General features: G+C 57.6%; 16 protein-coding genes and 3 rRNA genes. All 19 read left to right on the top strand.

Features of this window, described 5'->3' with window-relative positions; genetic code table 11:
* Positions 1-8: 8 nt before the first annotated feature.
* The 19 genes from RM6536_RS01245 to RM6536_RS01155 all read left to right on the top strand — a co-directional run bounded on the left by RM6536_RS01245 (position 9) and on the right by RM6536_RS01155 (position 26,075).
* Positions 9-788 (top strand): hypothetical protein, encoded by a 780-nt coding sequence (locus RM6536_RS01245; RefSeq protein WP_044150636.1) that lies wholly within the window; start codon positions 9-11, stop codon positions 786-788.
* Between the two features lie 396 nt (positions 789-1,184).
* Entirely contained in the window at positions 1,185-1,670 is a 486-nt protein-coding gene (locus RM6536_RS01240; RefSeq protein ID WP_044150633.1) for an arginine repressor, read from the top strand.
* A 152-nt stretch (positions 1,671-1,822) separates the two neighbouring features.
* A complete protein-coding gene (locus RM6536_RS01235; protein WP_060823717.1) occupies positions 1,823-3,397 on the top strand; it encodes an AMP-binding protein in 1,575 nt (524 codons plus the stop codon).
* Between the two features lie 134 nt (positions 3,398-3,531).
* A complete protein-coding gene (locus tag RM6536_RS01230; RefSeq protein WP_060823716.1) occupies positions 3,532-4,107 on the top strand; it encodes an adenine phosphoribosyltransferase in 576 nt (191 codons plus the stop codon).
* A 226-nt stretch (positions 4,108-4,333) separates the two neighbouring features.
* Complete coding sequence (locus RM6536_RS01225; protein WP_060823715.1) at positions 4,334-6,628, top strand: HelD family protein; 2,295 nt, start codon at positions 4,334-4,336, stop codon at positions 6,626-6,628.
* Positions 6,629-6,794: 166 nt separating this feature from the next.
* Complete coding sequence (gene tyrS, locus RM6536_RS01220; RefSeq protein ID WP_060823714.1) at positions 6,795-8,099, top strand: tyrosine--tRNA ligase; 1,305 nt, start codon at positions 6,795-6,797, stop codon at positions 8,097-8,099.
* A gap of 1,010 nt (positions 8,100-9,109) precedes the next feature.
* Positions 9,110-10,638 (top strand): 16S ribosomal RNA (locus RM6536_RS01215).
* A gap of 305 nt (positions 10,639-10,943) precedes the next feature.
* A 23S ribosomal RNA gene (locus RM6536_RS01210) occupies positions 10,944-14,037 on the top strand.
* A 60-nt stretch (positions 14,038-14,097) separates the two neighbouring features.
* Positions 14,098-14,214, top strand: a 5S ribosomal RNA gene (gene rrf, locus RM6536_RS01205).
* Together the 16S, 23S and 5S rRNA genes form the textbook arrangement of a ribosomal RNA operon.
* Before the next feature lie 257 nt (positions 14,215-14,471).
* A complete protein-coding gene (locus tag RM6536_RS01200; RefSeq protein WP_060823713.1) occupies positions 14,472-15,608 on the top strand; it encodes a hypothetical protein in 1,137 nt (378 codons plus the stop codon).
* Between the two features lie 188 nt (positions 15,609-15,796).
* On the top strand, positions 15,797-16,834 hold the full coding sequence (locus RM6536_RS01195; protein ID WP_060823712.1) for an HAD-IIA family hydrolase: 1,038 nt from the start codon (positions 15,797-15,799) through the stop codon (positions 16,832-16,834).
* Positions 16,827-16,994 carry a hypothetical protein gene (locus RM6536_RS01190; protein ID WP_060823711.1) on the top strand — a complete coding sequence of 56 codons (168 nt, stop codon included), beginning with the start codon at positions 16,827-16,829 and terminating at the stop codon, positions 16,992-16,994. The genes RM6536_RS01195 and RM6536_RS01190 overlap by 8 nt, the downstream gene beginning before the upstream one ends.
* Before the next feature lie 88 nt (positions 16,995-17,082).
* Positions 17,083-17,811 (top strand): TlyA family RNA methyltransferase, encoded by a 729-nt coding sequence (locus RM6536_RS01185; protein ID WP_060823710.1) that lies wholly within the window; start codon positions 17,083-17,085, stop codon positions 17,809-17,811.
* A 274-nt stretch (positions 17,812-18,085) separates the two neighbouring features.
* Positions 18,086-19,123, top strand: coding sequence for an NAD kinase (locus RM6536_RS01180; RefSeq protein ID WP_081094633.1), 1,038 nt, complete (start codon positions 18,086-18,088; stop codon positions 19,121-19,123).
* Positions 19,124-19,142: 19 nt separating this feature from the next.
* A complete protein-coding gene (gene recN / locus RM6536_RS01175) occupies positions 19,143-20,861 on the top strand; it encodes a DNA repair protein RecN (RefSeq protein ID WP_060823709.1) in 1,719 nt (572 codons plus the stop codon).
* Positions 20,862-21,223: 362 nt separating this feature from the next.
* Complete coding sequence (locus tag RM6536_RS01170) at positions 21,224-22,918, top strand: CTP synthase (RefSeq protein WP_049354916.1); 1,695 nt, start codon at positions 21,224-21,226, stop codon at positions 22,916-22,918.
* A gap of 145 nt (positions 22,919-23,063) precedes the next feature.
* A complete protein-coding gene (locus tag RM6536_RS01165; protein WP_060823708.1) occupies positions 23,064-23,738 on the top strand; it encodes an NUDIX domain-containing protein in 675 nt (224 codons plus the stop codon).
* Between the two features lie 92 nt (positions 23,739-23,830).
* Complete coding sequence (locus tag RM6536_RS01160) at positions 23,831-25,120, top strand: site-specific tyrosine recombinase XerD (protein WP_060823707.1); 1,290 nt, start codon at positions 23,831-23,833, stop codon at positions 25,118-25,120.
* A gap of 94 nt (positions 25,121-25,214) precedes the next feature.
* Positions 25,215-26,075 carry a ParA family protein gene (locus tag RM6536_RS01155; RefSeq protein ID WP_005506637.1) on the top strand — a complete coding sequence of 287 codons (861 nt, stop codon included), beginning with the start codon at positions 25,215-25,217 and terminating at the stop codon, positions 26,073-26,075.
* The last annotated feature ends 9 nt before the right edge of the window (positions 26,076-26,084 follow it).

The following is a 26,084-nucleotide window of genomic DNA, read 5'->3' as shown; positions in this document are numbered from 1 at the left end:
AGAGAGTAATGGCTAATCGAGAGAACTCGCGCGAGCAGGATGAGCTGTCACAGTCGGAGGTCGAAGAAACCTACTTTGAAGATTCTGAGTATGGTGATTCTCAGTACGAGGATTCTGAATATGAGGAGTACGACGAGTACGAGGATTACGACGATGAGGAAGAGAACTCCTCTCTTTTCGCGATGAGTGAGGAAGAGCTGGATGACCGTCCGGGCGTGAACTGGCTGTCGGTTCTTTCTGCTGCTGTTGCGGTTATTCTTTCCATTGTTTTGGCTGTTGTGGGTGTCCGTGCTTTTGCGTCGGTGAATAATAACGCTGAGTATGCCGGTAAGAGCTGGGTTATTCAGGGCACCTACCAGGATCTGACTCCTGACCTGATTACGAAGGGTAATGTGGCTCGTTATAAGGGCAATTTGCCGGCTGATGACGCGCTGAACGGTAAGACCTATGTGTCGAACCTGAAGGATAAGTATCAGGTGACTTCGGGGGCTCCGATTGAGTTCCGCGGTTCGCAGACTGGTGATGTTCCCTCCGAGTTCCCGCGTGAGGTGGATGGCCTGCTGGTGGAGAAGAACGGAAACCTCGAGGTTGTCTACACCGCTGAGAAGGGCACGTTGAAGCCTGTGACTGAGGCAAGCGTGAATGCTGAGCGTTTTGCCGGTATCGCAAGTATTGTTGGTGCGGTGCTGGTGCTTTTGCTGGGTCTGGGTTTTGCTGTGTGGCTGAACCGCCGTTCGCGCGATGTCGAGTATGAGGATCTGGACGGTCTGGTGGAGGACGAGCGCTAGGCGTTCTGAATCCTAAGGACTGACCGGTCAAGGTTTTGTTGAGGGAGCCTGTTTCTGGCGCACGTGGTGTGCTGGAGGCGGGCTCCTTTTTCGTGCTCGCGTACCGGGGGTTTCTTGATCGGTGCGGCGCCCCAGCCCACAATATTCTTGCACGCTATGCATTCATTGCGAGGTTATGCGCCCGAATGTGTAGATACACGCTACATTCGCGGCGTTTTGCGTGACAGCTGGTGAGATAAACCCTGAAATTTCCCCCATATCTTGGAATAATCCGTATTTGGTGCGCATATTTATGTGCATATGTATTATCTTGGGTAGTAAAGAATGTTGCGCTGCGCCACCGTTGGGCAGCTCCGTTCTGAATTCGTGATTGGCACCGTAGGAAGAAGAGATATTATGCCTTTCCCCTCGACCAAGATCGCGCGTCAGGCACGCATCGTTGAATTGCTGCAGACCCGACGTGTCCGCTCCCAGGCTGAACTGGCGCAGTACCTGACCGATGATGGTATGAAGGTTACTCAGGCGACCCTTTCCCGTGATCTTGTTGAAATTGGCGCTGAGCGCATCCGCGATGAAGGCGCCGGCCTGATTTATGCTGTGCCGAATTACCCTGCCCGTCGTGGCGGTGGTACTGCACCTGATGCCCGTATGATTTCCCTGTTTAAGGAACTGCTGATTACCGCTGAGGGTTCGGCAAATATTACGGTTCTGCGTACTCCTCCGGGTGCTGCGCAGTTCTTGGCGTCGTCGATTGATCAGGGCGGTCTTGAAGCGATTATGGGCACTATTGCCGGTGACGATACGGTCATAGTGGTTACTCGTGACCCCAATGGCGGGGCTGCGCTTGCCGAGAGCTTCTTGGATTGGTCTGCTGCTCAGTAGTAGCTGGGGCGTATCTTGCGCTGTTCTTCTGATGTTTCGGGGGAGCGGTTGAGGGTACGCCCTTCTGCTGTCTTCGGGCTCTTTGCCGGGCTTCTAGCTCGGCTTCTCCTCTTCTAGATATACCGATTTTTCTGTGGTGAGAGTTTTCTATCATGTCTGAAATGCACGATTCAGCGAACAATATTGCCTACCTGTTGGCGGAGGCTGCTTCTGATGCCGGGGCTAAGGCGGCTTTGGCGATTCCGGCTTCTGACTCTGCTGATGTGCAGGTGGTGAGCTACGCGCAGTTGGCGTCCGCTACCGCGCAGGTTCAGCGTCATTTGGCGGCGCTCGGTGTTGAGCGCGGTGACCGTGTGGCGTTGTCTATGCCGAATGTGGCGTTGATGCCGGCACTGTATTACGGCATTGTGGCTGCGGGTGCGATTTGTGTTCCGTTGAATCCGCTGTTGTCGGGTGCTGAGCTGGAGTATCATCTGCGCGATAGCGGAGCGAAGGTGCTTTTTGCTTTTGCGGGTACTCGTCTGGCGTCGGAGGCTTCCTCGACGGTGCCGGTGAAGAACGGCTCGATTCGTTGCGAGATTTTCACCGGGGGAGAGGGCTCACCGATGGCTCCTTTTGATGGGCTGTCCGATGCGGTGCTGGAGCCTGTCCCGGTGGCGGCGAGTGACCCGGCGATTATTCTGTACACCTCGGGTACGACGGGCCGCCCGAAGGGTGCGACGCTGACTCACGCGAATATCCTCTCGAATGCTCGTAGTTGCGTGAGCGTTTTTGGTTTCACCGCTGAGGACGTCATTTTTGGCGGTCTTCCGCTGTTCCACGCGTTTGGTCAGACGGTGTCGATGAACGCGGCGTTTGCGGCGTCGGCTACGGTTGCTTTGCTGCCGCGTTTTACCCCTGATGGTGCGCTGAATCTGATGGAGCGTGCGGGGGTGTCGGTGTTGGCGGCGGTCCCGAGCATGTATGTGTCGTTAGCGGCGGCGCTGGAGGCTGAGCCTGAGCGTGCGCGCTCGCTGCGTGGTCGCATCCGTTTCGGTATTTCGGGCGGTTCGCCGTTGCCTGCGCCGGTGCATTCTGCGTTGAAAACGCTGATTGAGTGCCCGGTGTATGAGGGCTACGGTTTGAGTGAGACGTCGCCGGTGGTTTCGTTTAATCAGGCGGAGTTTGGCATGGTGCTCGGTTCGGTGGGTCGTGTGCTGCCGGGCGTGCAGGTGCAGGTCCGTTGCCCGGAAGGTTCTGAGTGCACGCCGGGTGTGAGCGGTCAGCTGTGGGTGCGCGGTGAGAATGTGATGGCTGGCTACTGGAATAATCCGGCGGCTACTGCTGAGGTTTTTGACGGCGAGTGGTTTGCGACCGGCGATGTTGCTCGTGTTGATGAGCAGGGCAATATTTTTATTGTGGATCGTATTAAGGACATGGTTCTGCGTAACGGCTATTCGGTGTATCCGCGTGAGATTGAGGATGTTCTCTATACCCATGAGCAGGTGCAGTCGGTAGCGGTGTTGGGTGTGCCGGATGAGCGCGTGGGCGAGGAGGTCGTCGCCGTGGTGATGCCGCGTCCGGGTGCTGATGAGGGTGTGCTGCAGGCGGAGTTGAATGCGTTGGCGCGTACTCGTTTGGCGGCGTATAAGTATCCTCGCCGCTACGTGATGGTGGAGAGCATGCCGCTGGGCCCGACCGGCAAGATTCTTAAGCGTGACTTGCGGGTTTTGATTCAGCGGGGCTAATCCCGGTAGACGGTTCTTGGTGTTCATCTGAGGACAACCGCGGGTGAAGGGGGTAGAATCTTGTAGGCGGCTTCTACCGCGTTATTGTTCCCGAGTGTTTTTTCCGGGGCTATCCCCTTCACGAAAGAGAGAGCATGAGCGTTCCCGCTTCTGAGGCTTCGCGAACCCCTATTGAGCAGTTGATTCCGGCTGCTTGCGCTACGATTCCGAATTACCCGCACGAGGGTATCCTCTTTTACGATGTGACCACTCTCTTCGCTAATGCTGAGGTGTTCAAGGCGTGCATTGATGAGCTGGCTGCTCGTTTTGAGGGTCAGTTTGATGTGGTGGCTGGTGTTGAGGCTCGCGGTTTCTTGCTGGCTTCTGCGCTCGCGTACGCTACCGGTACTGGCGTTATGACGGTCCGTAAGGCGGGTAAGCTTCCGCGTGAGACGTACCGTGAGGAGTATGCGCTGGAGTACGGTAGCGCGGCGATTGAGATTCACTGTAATGATTTCGCGCCGGGCACTCGTGTTCTTCTGCTGGATGATCTGCTGGCGACTGGCGGTACCCTGGTGGCTGCCGCGAAGCTGGTGGAGCGTGCGAACCTGAAGGTTGCCGGCGTTGGCGCTCTTCTGGAGCTGGATGGTCTGGGCGGCCGTGAGGCGCTGGACGGTTACCGTCTTGAGACGCTGAGCTTGGTGTCTGAGTACCCGTTGCCGTCGAAGTAGTTTTATAGAGTGTGAGGCTGACCGCCCTTTGGGTGTGCGCAGCCGATATTGACGAGGGGTGCCCCGCCGGTTGAGCCGGTGGGGCACTTTGCTGTGTATGCCTGTGTGGGTTTTATGCGGGGGTAATATTTCTGCCCTTCGGAGCCTGTCCTGTAAAATAGTGACCCGTATTTTTGGGTGTCTGTCGCACCCTGTCTTTGAGGCACCATAGGTTTAAGGAGCTTACGTGTCATCTGAATCTCTACCCCAGCAGCCTGCTGATTCTTCGGCGGCTGAGAAGCTGTTTGCTGAGCAGATGGCTGCGGAGCGTGAGTATGTTGCTCGCGTGTATGCTCGCCTGGATGAGCTCCGTGAGGAGACGGCTGAGAAGCTGGCTGCTGTGCGTAAGAATCAGGCGGTGGGCGGTCATCAGAACCGTTCGGAGCGTGACTCTTTTGCTACTCACTATGAGGATCGTTTGGCGCAGCTGAATGCTGTGGATTCTCGTCTGACGTTTGGCCGCCTGGATATGGATCGTGAGGGCGCCGATGCGGTGCGTTATATCGGTCGTATTGGTATTACGGATAGCAATCAGCAGCGTTTGCTGATGGACTGGCGTGCTCCGGAGGCGGGTACGTTCTATCAGGCGACTGCTTTCCACTCGATGGGTGTGCGCCGCCGCCGTCACCTGATGCTTGAGGGCCGCACTGTCGTAAATATTGAGGATGAGGTCTTCGATTCGGAGATGCTGCAGGATGAGGACGCCCTCCACGGTGAGGGCGCTCTGCTTGCGGCGTTGAATAAGAAGCGTACCGGCCGCATGGGCGATATTGTGGCGACGATTCAGGCTGAGCAGGATGCGATTATCCGCTCGGAGCTGCCGGGCGTGCGTGTTGTGCAGGGTGGTCCGGGTACCGGTAAGACTGCTGTGGCGCTGCATCGTGCGGCGTACCTGCTGTATACGAACCGTGAGCGCCTGTCGAAGGCTGGCGTGCTGGTGGTTGGTCCGTCGAATTCGTTCATGTGGTATATCGAGCGTGTGCTTCCTTCGCTGGGTGAGACCGGCGTGGTGATGTCTTCGTTGGCGACCCTGTATCCGGGTCTGCGTGCTGTGCCTGAGAAGGACCGTGCGGTTGCCGCGTTGAAGGGCGATTTGCGCATGGTGAAGGTTATTAAGCGTGCGGTGGCGGATCGTCAGAAGGTGCCGGCTCAGGTTCAGCGTCTGAATGTTGAGGGCACTGATGTTGAGCTGACTCCGGAGATGGTTCGTTCGGCTCGTTCTCGTGCTCGTTCGACGGGCAAGCCGCATAATGAGGCTCGTGAGACGTTCGTGAAGATTCTGTTGAAGGAGCTGACCGCGAAGCTGGATGATCAGCTGAACCGTGCGGCGGGTCGTGTGGTGGAGCGTCCGTATCTGCAGGATGATGTGCGTGCCTCGATGGATGTGCGCCGTGCCTTGAACCTGGCGTGGATGCCGCTGTCACCGGAGACTCTGTTGCGCTCGCTGTTCTCGAAGCCGCACTATCTGGAGTCTGCGACTCGTGAGTTGTCGAAGGCTGAGCGTGAGCTGCTGGCTCGCCCGGCGGATGCCCCTTTCACGGAGGCTGATGTTCCTCTGTTGGATGAGGCTGCTGAGCTTTTGGGTGATTTTTCGAAGGTGACCGGTGCGGCTGCTGCGGCTCGTGCTGCGGCGGAGCATCGCGCGAACCTTGAGAATGCGGCGAAGGCTCTGGAGAATGTTCACCAGTCGCTGGAGGATATTGGCGCTGATGGCGTGATTACTCCTGAGCAGATTGCGATGATGAATGAGGTTCGTGGCGAGCGTATGACTGCTGCGGCTGCGGCGTCGGCTGATCGTACGTGGGCGTATGGCCATATTGTGGTGGATGAGGCTCAGGAGCTCTCGCCCATGCAGTGGCGTCTGCTGATGCGTCGTTGCCCGATGAAGTCGTTCACGATTGTGGGCGATATTGCTCAGGCTTCTTCTGCTGCGGCTGCTTCCTCGTGGTCGCAGGCGTTGGAGCCGTTTGTCGGTGATCGTTTCACTCTGGAGGAGCTGACGATTAATTACCGTACTCCGGCTCAGATTGCGGAGGCGGCGGTGTCGGTTGCTCAGGCTGCTGGCTATGAGGTGTCTGCGCCTCGTGCTGTGCGTGAGGGCCGTTGGGCTCCGCTGGTTCATGAGGTTGCTTCCGAGTCTGTTGTGGAGCAGACCGTGGCTGTGGTCAGTGAGGAGGTCGCTCATTCGGGTGGCGCTCTGATTGGTGTGGTGTGCCCGCCGAGCCTGTATGTTCAGACGGCTCAGGCTGTGGCTCGTGCCCATGCTGATCGTACGGGTACCGCGCAGACTGCGTTGGAGAATCAGGTGCTGGTTCTGACTCCGTGGGAGGCGAAGGGCCTGGAGTTTGATGTTGTGGTGATTGTTGAGCCGCAGCAGCTGATTGATGATGCTGATGGTGCTGTGGGTGATTTGTACGTGTCGATGACTCGTCCGACTCAGCGCCTGCACATGGTGGGTTCGCGGATGCCCGCGGGTCTGTAGCCTGGTGGCTTGTGTAGCCTCTATCTGTTATTTCTGTGAGCCGGTGCCGCACCGGTTTGGGCGCTCGCTTGGGTTTTTCTGAGCGTTTGGGCTGGTGCGGTGCTAGGCTTGTTACATATTTTGTTCGAGCGCCTTCGGGCGTTGTTACCTTGTGAATGGGAGAAGCATGTCTGCCGAGATCCTCAACGCGCAGCATAATGACGATACCTTCGAGAATATTTGGCAGGAGCTGAAGTGGCGCGGCCTGGTGCACGTGAGCACTGACGAGGCTGCTCTGGAGAAGGCGCTGAGCGAGGAGAGCCTGACTTTCTATACGGGTTATGATCCGACTGCGGCTTCTTTGCACCTGGGTCACTTGGTGCAGCTGCTGGTGATGCGTCGTCTGCAGCTGGCTGGTCACAAGCCGCTGGGTCTGGTGGGTGGTTTCACCGGTTTGATTGGTGATCCGCGTCAGACTTCTGAGCGTGTGCTGAACTCTCCTGAGGTTGTTGCTGAGTGGGTTAAGTCTCTGCGCGCTCAGATTGAGCGTTTCCTCTCTTTCGAGGGTGAGAACGCTGCCCGCATGGTGAATAACCTGGACTGGAGCGGTCAGATGTCTGCTCTGCAGCTGCTGCGCGATGTTGGTAAGCATTTCCGCGTGGGCACCATGGTGAAGAAGGAGATTGTTGCGAAGCGCCTGAACTCTGATGAGGGCATTTCGTACACCGAGTTCTCGTACCAGATTCTGCAGGGCCTGGACTTCTTGGAGCTGAACCGTCGTTTCGGTTGTACTCTGCAGACCGGTGGTTCTGATCAGTGGGGTAACCTGACGAGCGGTACTGAGCTGATTCGTAAGGTGGAGGGTAAGAGCGTTCACGCTATTGGTACTCCGCTGATTACTAACTCTGATGGCACTAAGTTCGGTAAGAGTGAGGGTAACGCTATTTGGCTGAACCCGCAGATGTGCTCGCCGTATGCTTTCTACCAGTTCTGGCTGAACACTGCGGATGCGGATGTGGTGGATCGTCTGAAGGTCTTTACGTTCTTGACTCGTGCTGAGATTGCTGAGTTTGCGGAGAAGGTTGAGAAGGAGCCGTTTAAGCGTGAGGCTCAGAAGACTCTGGCGTACCTGGTGACTTCGCTAGTTCACGGTACTGAGGCTACTGATCAGGCTGTGGCTGCTTCGGAGGCTTTGTTCGGTAAGGGCGATTTCGCTGCTCTGGATGAGGCTACCTTGGAGTCTGTGGTTGCGGAGCTTCCTTCTGCGAAGCTGACCGAGGATCGTCTGGACATGATTTCTGTTCTGACTGAGCTGGGCTTTGCGAAGTCTAACTCTGAGGCTCGTCGCATTCTGAAGGAGGGCGGCGCTTCGGTGAACGGCGTGAAGGTTCAGGGCGAGGACGCAGCTATTTCTAAGGATGATCTGCTGCACGGTCGTTTTGCGATGGTTCGCCGTGGCAAGAAGAACCAGGGTGCTGTAGAGCTGATTTAATACAGCGCTAATCTAGTCTTCTCGATACATATAGAAAGGGGAGGGGCTCTTCTCTGCTGAGCGTTGAGTACTGGGTGTTCGGTACTGAATGTTCGGTGGGGGAGTGCCCCTCCTTTTCTGTTCCCTCTATACGTTCCCTATATACACAGAGCCCCTCCGTTAGGAAGGGGCTCTTCTTGTATCGTTCTGCTGCCACCTGCCACCTGCCACCTGCCACCTGCCACCTGGTTCTGTGCCTGTCTTTGTTTACGAGGGCCTTTGTTTACGGGGGCTTTGGGGCACCTTGCGTCTCTGTTTTCGGGCTCCAGCGGCCTTCAGGGAGGGAAATTCGCAGATTTTTGAGGTTTTTTGGAAGTTTTTAAAGATTTTTTACCACCCATAAAACGCCCTGACTAGGTATTTTGGTGTCTGGAAGGGTATCTGAGACTCTTTCAAGGCCTTGTTTGTGGTCTACTTCACCCTATTTCGGGTTGCAGACCCATTTCGGCATCTGTATAGTTGTATGAGTCGCCGCGGCGAGGAGGAAAAAACGAAGAACTTCTTCGGTGTTTCTCCTAGTCAGAAGCGGTTGAATGACTTTCAATTGTATAGTGTTTTGGTTTCTTGCTTGAAGGAAATCCGGGTCGCCTGATTGGTGATAATGGAAGAGTTTAGGAAAGAAACTTTGTGGTGTGAATCACGGAAAACGGATTTGCATGGCAAACGAAACGCTGGTATAGTTGATTGGGTTGCCGCGGGAACGCGGTAGCGATGAAAAAACATGAATGACCGTTCAACGGTAAGACTTCTCAAATAGAGTAAGTTGAGGTGTTGAATCGGTGTGTTGCTTGAGAACTCAATAGTGTGCTTTGTTCAATAAAATCACCGAATGGTGATGGAAACTGAAACTAATACCAAATATTTATTGATATTTGATAATCATCAAATGGTTTCAAATTTAGTCAGCTTGAGTCACGCACCCCCGTGTGTGATTCGCTGTTTGAGATCAGATTATCAAGCTTTTCTATTTTTCAACGGAGAGTTTGATTCTGGCTCAGGACGAACGCTGGCGGCGTGCTTAACACATGCAAGTCGAACGATGAAGCCTAGCTTGCTAGGTGGATTAGTGGCGAACGGGTGAGTAATACGTGAGTAACCTACCTTTAACTCTGGGATAAGCCTGGGAAACTGGGTCTAATACCGGATACGACCAATCTCCGCATGGGGTGTTGGTGGAAAGCGTTATGTAGTGGTTATAGATGGGCTCACGGCCTATCAGCTTGTTGGTGAGGTAATGGCTCACCAAGGCGACGACGGGTAGCCGGCCTGAGAGGGTGACCGGCCACACTGGGACTGAGACACGGCCCAGACTCCTACGGGAGGCAGCAGTGGGGAATATTGCACAATGGGCGCAAGCCTGATGCAGCGACGCCGCGTGAGGGATGACGGCCTTCGGGTTGTAAACCTCTGTTAGCAGGGAAGAAGAGAGATTGACGGTACCTGCAGAGAAAGCGCCGGCTAACTACGTGCCAGCAGCCGCGGTAATACGTAGGGCGCGAGCGTTGTCCGGAATTATTGGGCGTAAAGAGCTTGTAGGCGGTTTGTCGCGTCTGCTGTGAAAGGCCGGGGCTTAACTCCGTGTATTGCAGTGGGTACGGGCAGACTAGAGTGCAGTAGGGGAGACTGGAATTCCTGGTGTAGCGGTGGAATGCGCAGATATCAGGAGGAACACCGATGGCGAAGGCAGGTCTCTGGGCTGTAACTGACGCTGAGAAGCGAAAGCATGGGGAGCGAACAGGATTAGATACCCTGGTAGTCCATGCCGTAAACGTTGGGCACTAGGTGTGGGGGACATTCCACGTTTTCCGCGCCGTAGCTAACGCATTAAGTGCCCCGCCTGGGGAGTACGGCCGCAAGGCTAAAACTCAAAGAAATTGACGGGGGCCCGCACAAGCGGCGGAGCATGCGGATTAATTCGATGCAACGCGAAGAACCTTACCAAGGCTTGACATATACTGGACCGCATCAGAGATGGTGTTTCCCTTCGGGGCTGGTATACAGGTGGTGCATGGTTGTCGTCAGCTCGTGTCGTGAGATGTTGGGTTAAGTCCCGCAACGAGCGCAACCCTCGTTCTATGTTGCCAGCACGTTATGGTGGGGACTCATAGGAGACTGCCGGGGTCAACTCGGAGGAAGGTGGGGATGACGTCAAATCATCATGCCCCTTATGTCTTGGGCTTCACGCATGCTACAATGGCCGGTACAGAGGGTTGCGATACTGTGAGGTGGAGCTAATCCCTAAAAGCCGGTCTCAGTTCGGATTGGGGTCTGCAACTCGACCCCATGAAGTCGGAGTCGCTAGTAATCGCAGATCAGCAACGCTGCGGTGAATACGTTCCCGGGCCTTGTACACACCGCCCGTCAAGTCACGAAAGTTGGTAACACCCAAAGCCGGTGGCCTAACCCTTTTGGGAGGGAGCCGTCTAAGGTGGGATTGGCGATTGGGACTAAGTCGTAACAAGGTAGCCGTACCGGAAGGTGCGGCTGGATCACCTCCTTTCTAAGGAGCACATTTAGTTGGCCATGCTGTCCGCGAGTGTCGGGTGGGTGGTTTTGCTCATGGGTGGAATGTTGGTTTTGGGTTGGATGAGGCGCATTGTTGGGTTTTGGGGTAACACATTGTGTTGTTCCTTTGTTTGCCTGGCATGGTGATGATGCAAATGTTTTTGTTTGTGTTGTTGTTGTGTTGTGGGTTGTTGTTTGAGAACTATATAGTGGACGCGAGCATCTTCTGGAATTTGCGTTGAATCAATGCTTTGGTGTTGGTTTGATTGTTGATTTTAGATTCTTATTTTTCTTGATTGTGTGTAAGTTATTAAGGGCACACGGTGGATGCCTTGGCATTAAGAGCCGATGAAGGACGTGTGAATCTGCGATAAGCCTCGGGGAGCCGATAACTGGGCTGTGATCCGAGGATTTCCGAATGGGGAAACCTGGCTCATCTTCATGGTGAGTTACCGCCAGCTGAATGTATAGGCTGGTTGGGGGGAACGCGGGGAAGTGAAACATCTCAGTACCCGCAGGAAGAGAAAATAAAGTAATGATTCTGTGAGTAGTGGCGAGCGAAAGCGGAAGAGACTAAACCTGTGGTGTGTGATAGCGGTTAGGCGTTGCATCATGGGGGTTGTGGGAGTCACAGTGGCAGTTCTAACTGGCTGCCGGCATGATGTTCAGGATGGTAGGTGAACGACTTGGAATGGTCGGCCGTAGAGGGTGAGAGTCCCGTAATCGAAATTGTTCTGTCCGTGGTGTGGCCACCCGAGTAGCACGGGGCTCGTGGAATCTCGTGTGAATCTGCCAGGACCACCTGGTAAGTCTAAATACTTCTTAATGACCGATAGTGAATCAGTACCGTGAGGGAATGGTGAAAAGTACCCCGGGAGGGGAGTGAAATAGTACCTGAAACCGTGTGCTTACAAGCCGTTGGAGCCTTTTGGGGTGACAGCGTGCCTTTTGAAGAATGAGCCTGCGAGTTAGTGTTATGTCGCGAGGTTAACCCGTGTGGGGTATCCGTAGCGAAAGCGAGTCTGAATAGGGCGTTTGAGTGGCATGACCTAGACCCGAAGCGGAGTGATCTATCCATGGCCAGGTTGAAGCGACGGTAAGACGTCGTGGAGGACCGAACCCACTTCAGTTGAAAATGGAGGGGATGAGCTGTGGATAGGGGTGAAAGGCCAATCAAACTCTGTGATAGCTGGTTCTCCCCGAAATGCATTTAGGTGCAGCGTTACGTGTTTCTTGCCGGAGGTAGAGCTACTGGATGGCCGATGGGCCTTCACGGGTTACTGACGTCAGCTAAACTCCGAATGCCGGTAAGTGAGAGCGTAGCAGTGAGACAGTGGGGGATAAGCTTCATTGTCGAGAGGGAAACAGCCCAGACCACCAACTAAGGCCCCTAAGCGTGTGCTAAGTGGGAAAGGATGTGGAGTTGCTTAGACAACCAGGAGGTTGGCTTAGAAGCAGCCATCCTTGAAAGAGTGCGTAACAGCTCACTGGTCAAGTGATTCTGCGCCGATAATGTAGCGGGGCTCAAGTACACCGCCGAAGTTGTGGCAATGACCCTTTGAGGGTTGTTGGGTAGGGGAGCGTCGTGTAGCCGGTGAAGCTGCGGTGTAAACCAGTGGTGGAGGCTATGCGAGTGAGAATGCAGGCATGAGTAGCGAAAGATGAGTGAGAAACTCATCCGCCGGATGATCAAGGGTTCCAGGGTCAAGTTAATCTGCCCTGGGTTAGTCGGGGCCTAAGGCGAGGCCGACAGGCGTAGTCGATGGATAACGGGTTGATATTCCCGTACCGGTGAAAAACCGCCCATACTGATATTGTGATGCTAACCATGCGAAGCATGATGTGCAGGCTTTTGTTTGTGTGTTGTGTGGGTTGTGGGACCCGATCTTTGGAGGTAAACGTGTTAACAGGTGTGACGCAGGAAGGTAGCCAAGCCACGCGATGGTTGTCGTGGTCTAAGCGTGTAGGGTTGTCGGTTGTTAAATGCGCCGGCTGTGTGCCTGAGACGTGATGGGACCCCGTTTTTGGGGGATTTGGTGATCCTATGCTGCCGAGAAAAGCATCGGCGTGAGGTTTTAGCCGCCCGTACCCTAAACCGACACAGGTGATCAGGTAGAGAATACTAAGGCGATCGAGAGAATCATGGTTAAGGAACTCGGCAAAATGCCCCCGTAACTTCGGGAGAAGGGGGACCTTGAGCGTGATGGGCACTTGCTGCCTGGAGCGTGTATGGGTCGCAGAGACCAGGGGGAAGCGACTGTTTATCAAAAACACAGGTCCGTGCGAAGTCGTAAGACGATGTATACGGACTGACTCCTGCCCGGTGCTGGAAGGTTAAGAGGATTGGTTAGCCCTTTTTGGGCGAAGCTGAGAATTTAAGCCCCAGTAAACGGCGGTGGTAACTATAACCATCCTAAGGTAGCGAAATTCCTTGTCGGGTAAGTTCCGACCTGCACGAATGGAGTAACGACTTCCCTACTGTCTCAACCATGAACTCGGCGAAATTGCAGTACGAGTAAAGATGCTCGTTTCGCGCAGCAGGACGGAAAGACCCCGTGACCTTTACTATAGTTTGGTATTGGTGTTTGGTTTGGCTTGTGTAGGATAGGTGGGAGACTGTGAAGCATGGACGCTAGTTTGTGTGGAGTCGTTGTTGAAATACCACTCTGGTCAATCTGGATGTCTAACTTCGGGCCATGATCTGGTTCAGGGACAGTGCCTGATGGGTAGTTTAACTGGGGCGGTTGCCTCCTAAAGTGTAACGGAGGCGCCCAAAGGTTCCCTCAGCCTGGTTGGCAATCAGGTGTTGAGTGTAAGTGCACAAGGGAGCTTGACTGTGAGACTGGCAGGTCGAGCAGGGACGAAAGTCGGGACTAGTGATCCGGCGGTACGTTGTGGAACGGCCGTCGCTCAACGGATAAAAGGTACCTCGGGGATAACAGGCTGATCTTGCCCAAGAGTCCATATCGACGGCATGGTTTGGCACCTCGATGTCGGCTCGTCGCATCCTGGGGCTGGAGTCGGTCCCAAGGGTTGGGCTGTTCGCCCATTAAAGCGGTACGCGAGCTGGGTTCAGAACGTCGTGAGACAGTTCGGTCCCTATCCGCTGCGCGCGTTGGAAATTTGAGAAAGGCTGTCCTTAGTACGAGAGGACCGGGACGGACGAACCTCTGGTATGTCAGTTGTACCGCCAGGTGCATGGCTGATTGGCTACGTTCGGGAGGGATAACCGCTGAAAGCATCTAAGCGGGAAGCCTGTTTCGAGATGAGATTTCCTGGCACTTTTTGGTGTGTGAGGCTCCTTATAGATGATGAGGTTGATAGGCCGGGTATGGAAGCGGGGACTGAAGACTCGTGGAGTTGACTGGTACTAATAGGCCGAAGGCTTACTTTTCAAGAAGTGTTTTGTTGTTTGCGTTCACTGTATGGTTTTTGGATAACAATCCCGTAGGTTTGCGGTGATTATAGCAAGAGGGAAACGCCTGGTTCCATTCCGAACCCAGAAGCTAAGACTCTTTGCGCCGATGGTACTGCACTTTTGTGGGTGTGGGAGAGTAGGTCATCGCCGCTTTATTATTCAATAGCCCCGGCTTCGCCGGGGCTATTTTTGTTTGGGGAGACCTAACGGCCTCCCCATTTGTCTTTAACATCCCATCAGTACGGGTGCACGGAAGGTGCTCTCTATACTAAAATGGTATGGCTTATGTTTAGGCATTAGCGGGTGTATCTAAAGCACCCCTCATAGAGTTGATGCCTCAGGCAGCGGTTCGCCCGAATCGACTGCATACCCTACCCGCCCACACTGGCGGATACCTCCCAAGGAGATTCATGTCTGAGACCCCCCGTCACGAGTCTAACGGCTCCGGCCCCCGCCAGCACCGCAAGAACAGCGGAGGAAAGGACTTCCGCTCCAAGAAGGGCGGCAAGAACTTTGGCGGCAAGGGCGGTTTCAAACGTAACGACCGCGGAGGCAAGAAGTTCGACGGTCGTCGCTCCGACTCCCGTTCCAAGGCACCTCGCTCCAACGGTCCCGAGGCTGAAGCACCTCGCGAAGAAGTACGCAGCATCGGTGGCCGTGCAGGCTACCGTCCTGCAAAGCCCAAGGCACCGGAAATTGACGACGACATCACCGGCCGTGAGCTGGACGGTGCAACCTTCCGTCAGCTGCGCGCCCTAGAACCGCGCAACGCAGAAACCGTCGCAAAGCACCTCGCCATGGCAGGTCGCTACCTCGACATCGACCCCGAATTCGCGCTGGAACACGCCGTTGCCGCATCCCGCAGCGCGGGTCGTATTGCCGCAGTACGCGAAGCTGTTGGCGTCGCCGCATACGTGGCAGAAGACTTCGAACTGGCACTGCGCGAACTGCGCACCCACCGCCGTATCAGCGGCTCCGTAGACCACCTAGCACTGCTGGTGGACTGCGAGCGTGCACTCGGCCGCCTGCCCAAGGCAATGGAAATGATTGCAGAATTCAAGAAGGAAGAACTGCCCGCCAACGTGCGCGTAGAGCTCGCCATCGTTGAATCCGGTATCCTCAGCGATCAGGGCAAGAAGTCTGAGGCTGTCGTAGCACTGCAGATTCCTCAGCTGAACCCCAAGCGCGCCTTCGAGTACAGCCCCCGCCTGTTCAGCGCATACTCCGACGCGCTGGCTAACGCAGGCCGCAACCAGGAAGCAGAACGCTGGGCACGCCTCGCCTTCATGGCAGAAGCAGCACTGGGCCAGGGCAACTTCGCAGAACCCGAAATCTTCGACATCTTCGGTGAAGCAGGCCTCTTCGAACAGGAAGAGAAGTCCGTAGAACTCACTGAGACTGCAGACGAAGCGGAAGAGACTGCTGAAGCTTCCGCAGAAGAGGAAGCAAGCGAAACCCAGGACGAAGTAGCTGAGGACGAGAAGACCGAAGCGCCTAAGACCGAAGCACCCAAGCCTGAAGAAGCAGAAGAAAACTCCGCAGAATAAGACTGCAGCGAATCTAAGAATTCTGAATACTTGACCTACGTGTCAGCGTGAAACCGCTGGACGCCGCACCCAAGCAGGGGAGAGCGTCCAGCGGTTTTTCATATAATCGCCCGAAGGCACCAACGCTAGAGTGTCTAACAGGTACGATTAATAGCGACAACCGCCAGAGACCCCGAGAGGAACACTCTATGACCACGAACGCACTCCTATCCCGCTACGATGCCCTCCTCTCCGATCTGGACGGCGTAGTCTATGCAGGCCCCTTCGCTATCGAAGGTGCACCCGAAGCGCTCAACCGCGCCGAAGAAGAACTCAACGTACCGGTTATCTTCGTTACCAACAACGCCTCGCGCTCCGTAGAATCTGTAGCAGAGCACCTGCGTGAACTGGGTGTGCACACCCGAGCAGAACGCGTCGTCAGCTCCGCACAGGCAGGTGCCGCACTGCTCGCACAGCATGTACCCGCAGGCTCCAAGGTACTCATCACCGGCACCGAAGCACTTGCCGATTGCGTTCGTGCAGTAGGCCTCGAAACCGTACGCAAGGAAGAAGAAGGCCCCGTAGCCGTCATTCAGGGATTCGACCCCAAGATCGGCTGGGAAGACCTTGCGGAAGCCGCCTACACCCTCGCAAACCCCGACATCCTCTGGATTGCAACCAACACCGACCAGAGCATCCCCAAGGAACGAGGCCAGGCACCCGGTAACGGCACCCTCGTAGCAGCCGTGGCAAGCGCAACCCGCTGCACTCCGCTCGTCGCGGGCAAGCCCGAAGCGCCCATCTTCCACACCGCAGCTCAGGCTGTGAACTCCAGCCGCCCCGTCATCGTGGGCGACCGCCTGGACACCGACATTCTCGGCGCCAACAATGCAAAGATGGACGGCGCCCTCGTCCTCACCGGCGTACAGACCTACCAGGACGTCATCGAGGCCGTGCCGAACCAGCGTCCGACCTATATTCTGCGCACCCTCGAGGACTTCTTTGCACCCTACCCTGAAATTGAGGTGCTCTACGAAGGCGACGAAGTCATCGCAACCGGCCCCACCTGGCAGGCACGAGTTCGCGGTGAAAACCTCAGCCTGACCGGCCCCGAGAATGAAGATGTCGAAGCATTCGCGGGCAGCGAGAGCGAAGCCGAAGCATGGCGTGTAGCCTGCGCGGCATGGTGGGCAGCAAACCCCGAACAGGGTGCACGCCCCAACATCCAGGGGATTCCCGGTGCCTAAAGAACCGGAGACTAACAGCACGGCAGAGGAAAACACTGAGCTTGACGCAGAATTTGAGCGTCAGCTGGCGGCGACCCTCGCCATGGACCCCGTAGAGCGCGTCAAGCGCCTCGAAACGATGAGTGAGCAACTGGAGAAGGACCTCGAAAACCTCTCCTAGTTCGCGGCGGTGAACCCTCAGAACAGCGATGCTCTGAGGGGGCACTAGATAACCCGTCACCAGACGAGAGAAAGAAGACAAGGACACTGTGCGCCTCGATAAATACCTGGTTGAAGCTGGATTCGTGAGCTCCCGAACCCTAGCCGCAAAACTCATTGCGGCAGGAGACGTGCAAGTCAACGGCAAAGTTGCACGCAAAGCGTCCATGCTCGTAGGTCCCGAGGACACCCTCTACGTGCGCCAGAGCGAGCTGACCGAATACGTCAGCCGCGCAGGGCACAAACTCGCCGGTGCCCTCGACGCGTTCCCCGATATTGAGGTGGAGGGCAAGCGTTGCCTGGACGCGGGAGCATCCACCGGAGGCTTTACCGACGTGCTGCTTCGTCGAGGAGCCGCCCACGTAGCCGCCGTTGATGTGGGACACGGGCAGCTCGTGGACACGCTACGCGAAGAACCGCGAGTTGGCGTGTACGAAGGGCTCAACGTTCGCTACATGAAGCCCGAAGACATTGGTAGGCAGGTCGAACTGACGGTTTCTGACCTCTCGTTCATCTCGCTGACCCTGGTCATGGAGGCGCTAGCGAACGCAACCGAAACCGGCGGCGACCTGGTGCTCATGGTCAAGCCGCAATTCGAGGTCGGCAAGCACCGCATCGGACGCGGGGGAGTGGTGCACGAAGAATCCGCCCGCCGTGAAGCAGTGGAAAAAGTCCAGGCATCTGCGGTAAGCCACGGATTGCGCGTGATGGGTATGGAACCCAGCCCGCTCCCCGGACAGGACGGCAACGTAGAGTACTTCCTCTGGTGTCAAAAATAAACACGGTGCCGAAAATAGATATGGTGTCGAAAATAAATAGTGCTCAGGCAGTCTGAGAAACCCGCCCGGTAACGCAGGACGCGTTGAGGACGGGGTATTCTCAGGCTGTCGTGCTATTCACTGGCGCTATAGTCATGGGTATTTTAGAGAGACCCAGCTGTACGCTATTCGAAATAATTTTCTAAAAATATGGTGCTTTGGGAAATTTTCGAGAACATATTCGGTATGATAGGTGTAGATACACCATCTCAACACCCGATGGGAGAGAGTCGTTATGGCAGAACACGAAAGCCACGCACCGCAGGAGGCAACCGCACAGGTGGCTGCCGCAGGTGCGCGTTATGGTTCCGAACGCCATGAGCCTGATCGTTATGGTTCCGAAGACTCGGTAGGGCAGCGTCACCGTAAGATTCTCGTCTTCGCCCACGTGGGGCGCAAAGAAGCACGAGATGCCGCCCGACAGGCATGCACCCAGCTCTACGAAGCGGGACTCGCACCCGTCATGACTCGCTCCGATCTGGAGACCCTGAGCGAAAACTGGGACGAGCCCGTCCCCGTGCAGGTCGTCCACGAATCTGTAGCGCTCATCGATATTGAACTCGGCGTGGTGCTCGGCGGTGACGGTTCGATTCTTCGCGCCGCAGAAATGGTACGCCGAACCAGCGTTCCGCTCATTGGCGTGAACCTGGGACACGTCGGATTCCTCGCCGAATCTGAAGAGAGCGACCTGACCGAAACCGTTCGCTGCATCGTCAACAACGAATACACCGTTGAAGAACGCATGGCAATTGATGTGGAAGTCTGGAACGACGGCAAGCGCGTGCACAGCGACTGGGCGCTGAACGAAGCCAGTGTCGAAAAGGGCAACCGCGAAAAAATGATTGAAGTCATTATCGAGGTGGACTGCCGCCCGCTCAGCAGCTTTGGCTGCGACGGCGTGGTCATGGGAACCCCCACCGGCTCGACCGCCTACGCTTTCTCCGGCGGTGGCCCGGTCGTCTGGCCCGAAGTTGAAGCAATTCTCATGGTGCCGCTCTCGGCTCACGCGCTCTTCGCGCGCCCGCTGGTAGCAGCGCCAACCTCCACCCTGGCGGTAGAAATGATGCCCGGAAACGGTGCCTCCGGCGTGCTCTGGTGCGATGGCCGCCGAACCGTGGAGCTGGACCCCGGATCCCGTATTGAGGTGCGACGCTCCGAAAAGTCGGTGCTGCTCGCCCGTATCCACCCGGCTCCCTTCTCAGAGCGACTGGTGCGTAAATTTGAGCTTCCGATCCGTGGCTGGCGCGGCCCGCAGGACACCGAGAAGCACTAAAGAAAAGGAATGAACGTTCGTGATTGAGGAAATCCATATTCGAGACCTCGGCATCATCACCGATGCGAGGCTCCCCCTCGAACCCGGATTCTCCGTGCTGACCGGCGAAACCGGCGCAGGTAAAACCATGGTTGTCACCGCCCTCGGCATGCTCCTGGGCGCCCGATCCGACGCCTCCAGCGTGCGCAACGGTGCTAAGAGCGCCCTCGCCGAAGCAGTGATTCGCCTGCCCCACGGGCACCGCGCCCTCGAGCTTGCCGAAGAAGCCGGCGGCACCGCCGAAGACATTGACGAACAGACCTCCGAACTGCTTCTGGCGCGCACCGTCAACGCCTCGGGACGCTCCCGCGCCCACGTCGGCGGTTGCTCCGCACCCATCGGAACCCTGTCTCAGATTGGTCAGACTCTTGTTGCAGTCCACGGCCAGTCCGATCAGCTGCGCCTCAAATCAGCGGCAGAGCAGCGCCAGTCCCTCGACCTGTACGCCGGCGAAGAGCTCGCCAACCTGCTGGAGAAGTACCGCGAAAACTACGAGCGATACCGCGCCGCCGCCGCAGAGCTGAAGGAAGTACGCGAAAACTCGCGCGCACGAGCCCTCGAAGCGCAGACCCTGCAGGGTGCCCTCGAAGAAATCAGCGCCGTCAACCCGCAGGCGGGCGAAGAAGAAGAGCTCAAAGCCGAAATGGTGAAGCTCATGAACGTGGAGGCACTACGCATTGCGTCGGCAACCGCCTCCGCAGCGCTCAGCGGTAGCGAATACTCCACCGGCGACGAGCAGAGCGTCATGAGCCTGCTCGATGCAAGCCGCTCCGCGCTACAGGCGCAGGCAGACGCTGACGAAGAGCTTGCCTCCCTCGCCGCGCGCGTCAACGAACTGTTGATTCTTGCCACCGATATCTCCTCGGATCTGTCCTCCTACATGGCCTCCCTGGATGTTGAAGGCCCCGAACGTCTGGCGCAGGTGCAGACTCGCCGCGCCCAGCTGGCGACCCTCACCCGCAAGTACGGTGCCGACATTGCAGAGGTCCTCGAATGGGCCGAAGAATCCAGCGCACGCCTCGAAACCCTGGTGGATGACCCGCAGCGACAGGAAACCCTGGAAACCGAGCTGGTACAGCTACGCAAGGTACTTGGCGCCCAGGCAGAAGAGCTGACCGCCCTGCGCCGTGCCGCCGCGCAGAAACTGGCGGATGCCGTCAGCGAGGAGCTCACTGCTCTTGCCATGCCGAACGCCTCCCTGGTCGTGGAAGTTGCCGAAGCCGAAAAGTTCTCGGTACACGGTCGAGACACCGTGACCTTCATGCTGGCGCCCCACCGAACCGCTGTGCCGCGCCCGCTCGGTAAGGGCGCCTCCGGCGGCGAGCTCTCCCGAGTGATGCTCGCCCTGGAGGTAGTGCTTGCCGAAGTGGACCCCGTACCCACCTTCATCTTCGACGAGGTGGACTCCGGCGTGGGCGGTAAGGCCGCTATCGAAATCGGTCGCCGCCTCGCCATGCTCGCCCGACACGTGCAGGTTCTGGTGGTCACCCACCTGCCGCAGGTTGCCGCCTTCGCGGACCAGCACATCCTCGTGCTGAAAAACGATGACGCGTCCCTCTCAAAGGTCAAGGTACTTTCCGAAGAGGAACGCGTGGTGGAACTGGCGCGAATGCTCTCCGGGCACGATCAATCAGAATCGGCGCGAGAGCACGCCCGAGAGTTGCTTGCCGCCGGTCGAGAAGTGCCGCAGGGGCGCTGAAACCGGCGGCAAGCCGGCGGCAAGCCGGCGGCAAACCGGCAGGGAAAAGCATGAGGAAAGTGCTGGCAAAAGCGCCGAAAGGTGGCATCTTTCGTACCAAAGACCATCAAAGGTGCTGAGGCACGCGAGCACGCCTCAGAAAGTTGTCGGTGTTACCCGCGCCGGTGACCAATAGCGGCGCATGGAGCCCAGAGGATGTGAGATACTCTGTGAATGCTCCTACACCTGCTTCTACACGGCGCGGCGGGAATAATAAATCCCCAGCTCCGTTTACAGTGGTGATAAGGACAAATAGGGGAGGGAAAGCCGCCTGAGAGAATCCTCTCGCGGCAAAACCCTCTGCTTGGATAGCAGACAAGAAAATGGTAGGCTTGAATTCCGTGGTGAATGAAAAAAATAACGCTCTGAACGCGTCCTCTAACGACAAGGTAACCCGCCAGATTTTCGTGACCGGCGGCGTTGCATCTTCTCTCGGTAAGGGCCTGTCGGCCTCTTCCCTCGGTCAGCTTCTTCGCGCACGTGGCCTCTCTGTGACCATGCAGAAGTTCGACCCCTACCTGAACGTCGACCCCGGTACGATGAACCCCTTCCAGCACGGTGAAGTCTTTGTCACCGACGACGGTGCTGAAACCGACCTCGACATCGGACACTACGAGCGCTTCCTGGACGAAAACCTCGACCAGTCCGCTAACGTGACCACCGGCCAGGTCTACTCCTCCGTCATCGCAAAGGAACGCCGCGGCGAATACCTCGGCGACACCGTCCAGGTCATCCCTCACATTACCGACGAAATCAAGGCCCGTATGCGTCACGCAGCGGAAATTGAAAACGCACCCGACATCATCATCACTGAAATCGGTGGTACCGTCGGCGATATCGAGTCCCTGCCCTTCATGGAGGCAGCACGCCAGGTACGCCGCGATGTTGGCCGCAAGAACGTCTTCTTCCTGCACGTCTCCCTGGTACCCTTCATCGGCCCCTCCGGCGAGCTCAAGACCAAGCCGACCCAGCACTCCGTCGCAGCACTGCGCGGCCTGGGCATCCAGCCTGACGGTCTGATCCTGCGCTGTGAGCGTGAGGTCCCCGTCTCGCACCGTACCAAGATCGGTAACGCATGCGACGTGGACAGCGACGCAGTCATCTCCTGCGCCGACGCACCCAGCATCTACGACATCCCCAAGACCCTGCACAGCCAGAAGCTCGACGACTACATCCTCGACTACTTCGGCATTGAGGCTCCCGCACCGGACTTCACCCAGTGGGACCGCCTGCTCGACGCAGTGCACCGCCCCGCAGCAGAGGTCAACGTTGGCCTGGTCGGTAAGTATATCGACCTGCCCGATGCATACCTGTCCGTCTCCGAGGCTCTGCGCGCCGGCGGCTTCGCAAACAACGTGAAGGTCAACATCAAGTGGGTTGCAGCCGACCTGTGCGCAACCGACGAAGATGCAGACCACCAGCTGCGCAACATGGACGCAATCCTCGTGCCCGGCGGCTTCGGCATCCGCGGCCTGGACGGCAAGATCGGTGCCCTCAAGTACGCACGCGAGCACAAGCTTCCGACCCTGGGCATCTGCCTCGGCCTGCAGTCCATGGTCATCGAGTACGCACGCAACGTACTGGGTCTGACCGAAGCATCCTCCACCGAGTTCGATCCGGAAACCTCCGTACCGGTCATCGCAACCATCGAAGAGCAGAAGCAGTTCGTCGAAGGTGCAGGCGACCTGGGCGGCACCATGCGCCTGGGCCTGTACAAGGCAAACCTTGTTCCCGGCTCTCAGGTAGCTAAGGCGTACGGTGCAACCGAGGTTGCAGAGCGTCACCGCCACCGCTACGAGGTGAACAACGAGTACCGCGAGCAGCTTGAAGAAGCAGGCCTGCGCATCTCCGGTACCTCCCCGGACTCCTCGCTGGTCGAGTACGTGGAACTGCCTGCAGAAGCACACCCCTACTACGTGGCAACTCAGGCACACCCCGAGTACCGCTCGCGTCCGACCCGCCCGCACCCGCTCTTCTCCGGCCTGATTAAGGCTGCTCTGGAGCGCCGCGGCGCCTAACGTCTAGGCACAAACGTTCAGCATCCCGCTCACCCCGCGCAGGGGAGAGCGGGATGCTTTCGTTTAAACCTGAACATGCCTTATTCCGTGCCCGTACCTGACGCGCCAAACGTAGCGGGGCTAAGAAGCCGCCTACAATGAAAGAATGAGCAACAACCAGCAGATTATTGATGCACCCTCCGAACGCACCATCCGCACCCGCACCGTGAAGTACAGCGGCTACGTGATCGAAACGACCGTTGAAGAGTACGAACTCAACAAAAACACCGTGCTGACCCGCGACGTCGTGGAAATGCCCGGCGCCGTCGCCGTGGCGGTCCTCAACGACAACAACGAACTGCTGATGCTCAACCAGTACCGCCACCCGGTGCGCATGAACCTCTGGGAAGTACCCGCAGGACTGCTCGACATCGACGGTGAAGACCCCCTGGTCGCCGCGCAGCGCGAACTTGCCGAAGAGGCAGACCTGCAGGCAGACACCTGGAACGCACTGACCGACTACTTCAGCAGCCCCGGCGCAACCAGCGAAGCAGGCCGCGTCTACCTGGCGCGTAACCTCTCGGAACTGCCCGCCGAAGAACGTAGCGAACGCACCGACGAAGAAGCAGAAATGACCTACCGCTGGGTGCCCCTCGCCGAGGCAGTACAGCTGGTACTGGGCGGAAAGGTTCACAACGCGCTCGCTATCCAGGCGGTACTCGCCACCTACGCGGCGGCGCAGAACAACTTTGAAGGTCTGCGCCCCGCCGAGGGCGGCTGGGAGTTCCACCCCTACATGGGACAGCGCCGCGAAAAGCCGGAGAACTTCCGCAACCACTAAGAACCGAACGTAGGGCGGGGGAGTAGTCTCGCCTACGGCAAACCCAAACGTCAAGAGGCCCAAATATCAACAGAACCGGCAGAGGAGATAGCGTGAAGCAGGCAAAAAGTACGGTGAGCAAGACACCCCGCGGCGCGGGTCTGCTCGGCGTGCCCTCTTCTGCTGGTTCCTCCATGCTGGGTTCTTCTGCCCTGGGTGCTTCCCACCAGGAGGCGCAGACCCCGCTGCAGAGAGCCATCGAGCAGTACCTCATCCACCTGCGCGTGGAGCGAGGAAGCAGTGAACACACCATCGCCTCCTACGCGCGCGACCTGCGACGATACAGCGCCTACATGGCGACCCTCGGCGTCATCGACCCCGAACGCATCACCACCGCGCAGGTACGCTCCTTCATGCGGGAACTCGCCGCCCCCACCGTGCCCCTTGCCGGATTTGAAGCGGGGGAGAAGAACAAGCAGAACGCGCAGGAATTTCAGGAAGTACAGGAAGAAGCCGCAGAATCGCTGGCGCTGATGATCGCCTCCGAGTCGGGGCGAGGTACTGGAAAAGGTCGTGCCGGGCAGCCGGAGAAAGCCGGGGCGCCAGAAAAAGAAACGCCAACCGCTGAAGGCGCGCCGAGCCTGCCCCTGCCCTTGGGCCCGAACTCCATCGCCCGCACCATGGCGGCAGTCCGCGGAGCACACGCCTTCTGGGTCTCCGCGCTCATCGTGCCCACCGACCCGGCGGCACCGGTCACCCCGCCCAAGAACGTTAAACGCCTACCCAAAGCAGTCAGCGTAGAAGACATCCAGCGGCTACTCGCCGTACCCGACCGCGAAACCGCAACCGGGCTACGTAACCGAGCCATCCTCGAATTCCTCTACGCCACCGGCGCGCGCGTGAGCGAAATGCTCAACGCCGATATCGACGACGTGCACTTCGAAGGAACCCTCACCGATGAAGACGGCAACCAGATCACTCTGCCCGGCTACGTTCGACTCTTCGGCAAAGGAAATAAAGAGCGACTCGTACCTATTGGTAGCTACGCCCAAAAAGCAATCCAAGACTACCTGGTGCGTGCCCGCCCCTCCCTCGTAGCGCACGGTAAAGGCACCGCCGCGCTCTTCGTCAACGGCCGAGGCAGCAGACTCGGACGCCAAGGCGCCTGGCTCATCCTCAAGGAAGCCGCCGAAGCCGCCGGGCTCAGCTCCGACTTCTCACCGCACTCCATGCGCCACAGCTTCGCAACGCACCTGCTGCAGGGCGGTGCCGATATTCGCGTGGTGCAAGAACTGCTCGGGCACGCTTCCATCGCCACCACTCAGGTGTACACCAAGGTTACGCCTGAGGGGCTCATGGAGGTGTACCGCATGGCGCATCCGCGTGCCCACGAACGGGGATAAAACCCCGTCAATCCGCGGAACAGGCGCTCTTGAGGTAACCTTATAGACAACGCTTAAACTTTAAAACTTCGAATTCATTGATGAAGGTGAACCATTGACTGAAGCTCAGGCTCAAGAACTCGGCCCCACCGGTCGACCCCTGCGCGTATACCCCGACCCGGCTCCGCTGAGCAGCCACGGTCCCGCCCGCATTATCTCTATGGTGAATCAGAAGGGCGGCGTGGGTAAGACCACCTCCACCATTAACCTGGGCGCGGCACTGGCAGAATGCGGCCGTAAGGTGCTGCTGGTCGACTTCGACCCGCAGGGTGCTCTCTCGGCCGGTTTCGGTGCGAACCCGCACGAACTGGACCTAACCGTCTACAACGTCATGATGGACCGCAAGGTCGACATCAAGGACGTCATCCTGCCTACCGGCGTGGAGAACATCGACCTGCTGCCCGCCAATATTGACCTCTCCGCAGCTGAAGTTCAGCTGGTCAACGAAGTGGCTCGCGAGCAGGTTCTCGCCTCGGCGCTGCGCAAGGTCCGCGACGAATACGACGTCATCCTCATCGACTGCCAGCCCTCCCTGGGCCTGCTGACCGTCAACGCACTGACCGCCTCCGAAGGCGTCATCATTCCGCTGATTTGTGAGTTCTTCGCACTGCGCGCCGTCGCACTGCTGGTCGATTCCATCGAGAAGGTTCAGGACCGTCTGAACCCCGACCTCGAAATCTCAGGCGTACTTGCCACCATGTTCGATGCGCGCACCATCCACTCCAAGGAAGTTCTGGCACGCATCGTGGACGCATTCGGCGACAAGGTTTTCGACACCGTCATCAAGCGCACCGTGAAGTTCCCGGACGCGTCGGTGTCCGCTGAGCCGATTCTCAGCTACGCCTCCAGCCACCCCGGCGCGGAAGCATACCGCCAGGTGGCACGCGAACTGATCTATAAGGGCGGCGCACGCTAAAGCCCCCAC

The sequence above is a fragment of the Rothia mucilaginosa genome, assembly GCF_001548235.1.
Lineage (GTDB): Bacteria > Actinomycetota > Actinomycetes > Actinomycetales > Micrococcaceae > Rothia > Rothia mucilaginosa_B.
Note: the sequence above shows the minus strand (reverse complement) of the source record. Positions and strands in the feature narration are given on the sequence as shown.

Excerpts from the sequence above, each read along its gene's own strand:
- RM6536_RS01165 (WP_060823708.1), top strand. The coding sequence starts at position 23,064 with ATGAGCAACAACCAGCAGATTATTGATGCACCCTCCGAACGCACCATC.
- RM6536_RS01195 (WP_060823712.1), top strand. The coding sequence starts at position 15,797 with ATGACCACGAACGCACTCCTATCCCGCTACGATGCCCTCCTCTCCGAT.
- RM6536_RS01235 (WP_060823717.1), top strand. The coding sequence starts at position 1,823 with ATGTCTGAAATGCACGATTCAGCGAACAATATTGCCTACCTGTTGGCG.
- RM6536_RS01240 (WP_044150633.1), top strand. The coding sequence starts at position 1,185 with ATGCCTTTCCCCTCGACCAAGATCGCGCGTCAGGCACGCATCGTTGAA.
- RM6536_RS01230 (WP_060823716.1), top strand. The coding sequence starts at position 3,532 with ATGAGCGTTCCCGCTTCTGAGGCTTCGCGAACCCCTATTGAGCAGTTG.
- tyrS (WP_060823714.1), top strand. The coding sequence starts at position 6,795 with ATGTCTGCCGAGATCCTCAACGCGCAGCATAATGACGATACCTTCGAG.
- RM6536_RS01200 (WP_060823713.1), top strand. The coding sequence starts at position 14,472 with ATGTCTGAGACCCCCCGTCACGAGTCTAACGGCTCCGGCCCCCGCCAG.
- RM6536_RS01170 (WP_049354916.1), top strand. The coding sequence starts at position 21,224 with ATGGTAGGCTTGAATTCCGTGGTGAATGAAAAAAATAACGCTCTGAAC.
- RM6536_RS01245 (WP_044150636.1), top strand. The coding sequence starts at position 9 with ATGGCTAATCGAGAGAACTCGCGCGAGCAGGATGAGCTGTCACAGTCG.
- RM6536_RS01180 (WP_081094633.1), top strand. The coding sequence starts at position 18,086 with ATGGCAGAACACGAAAGCCACGCACCGCAGGAGGCAACCGCACAGGTG.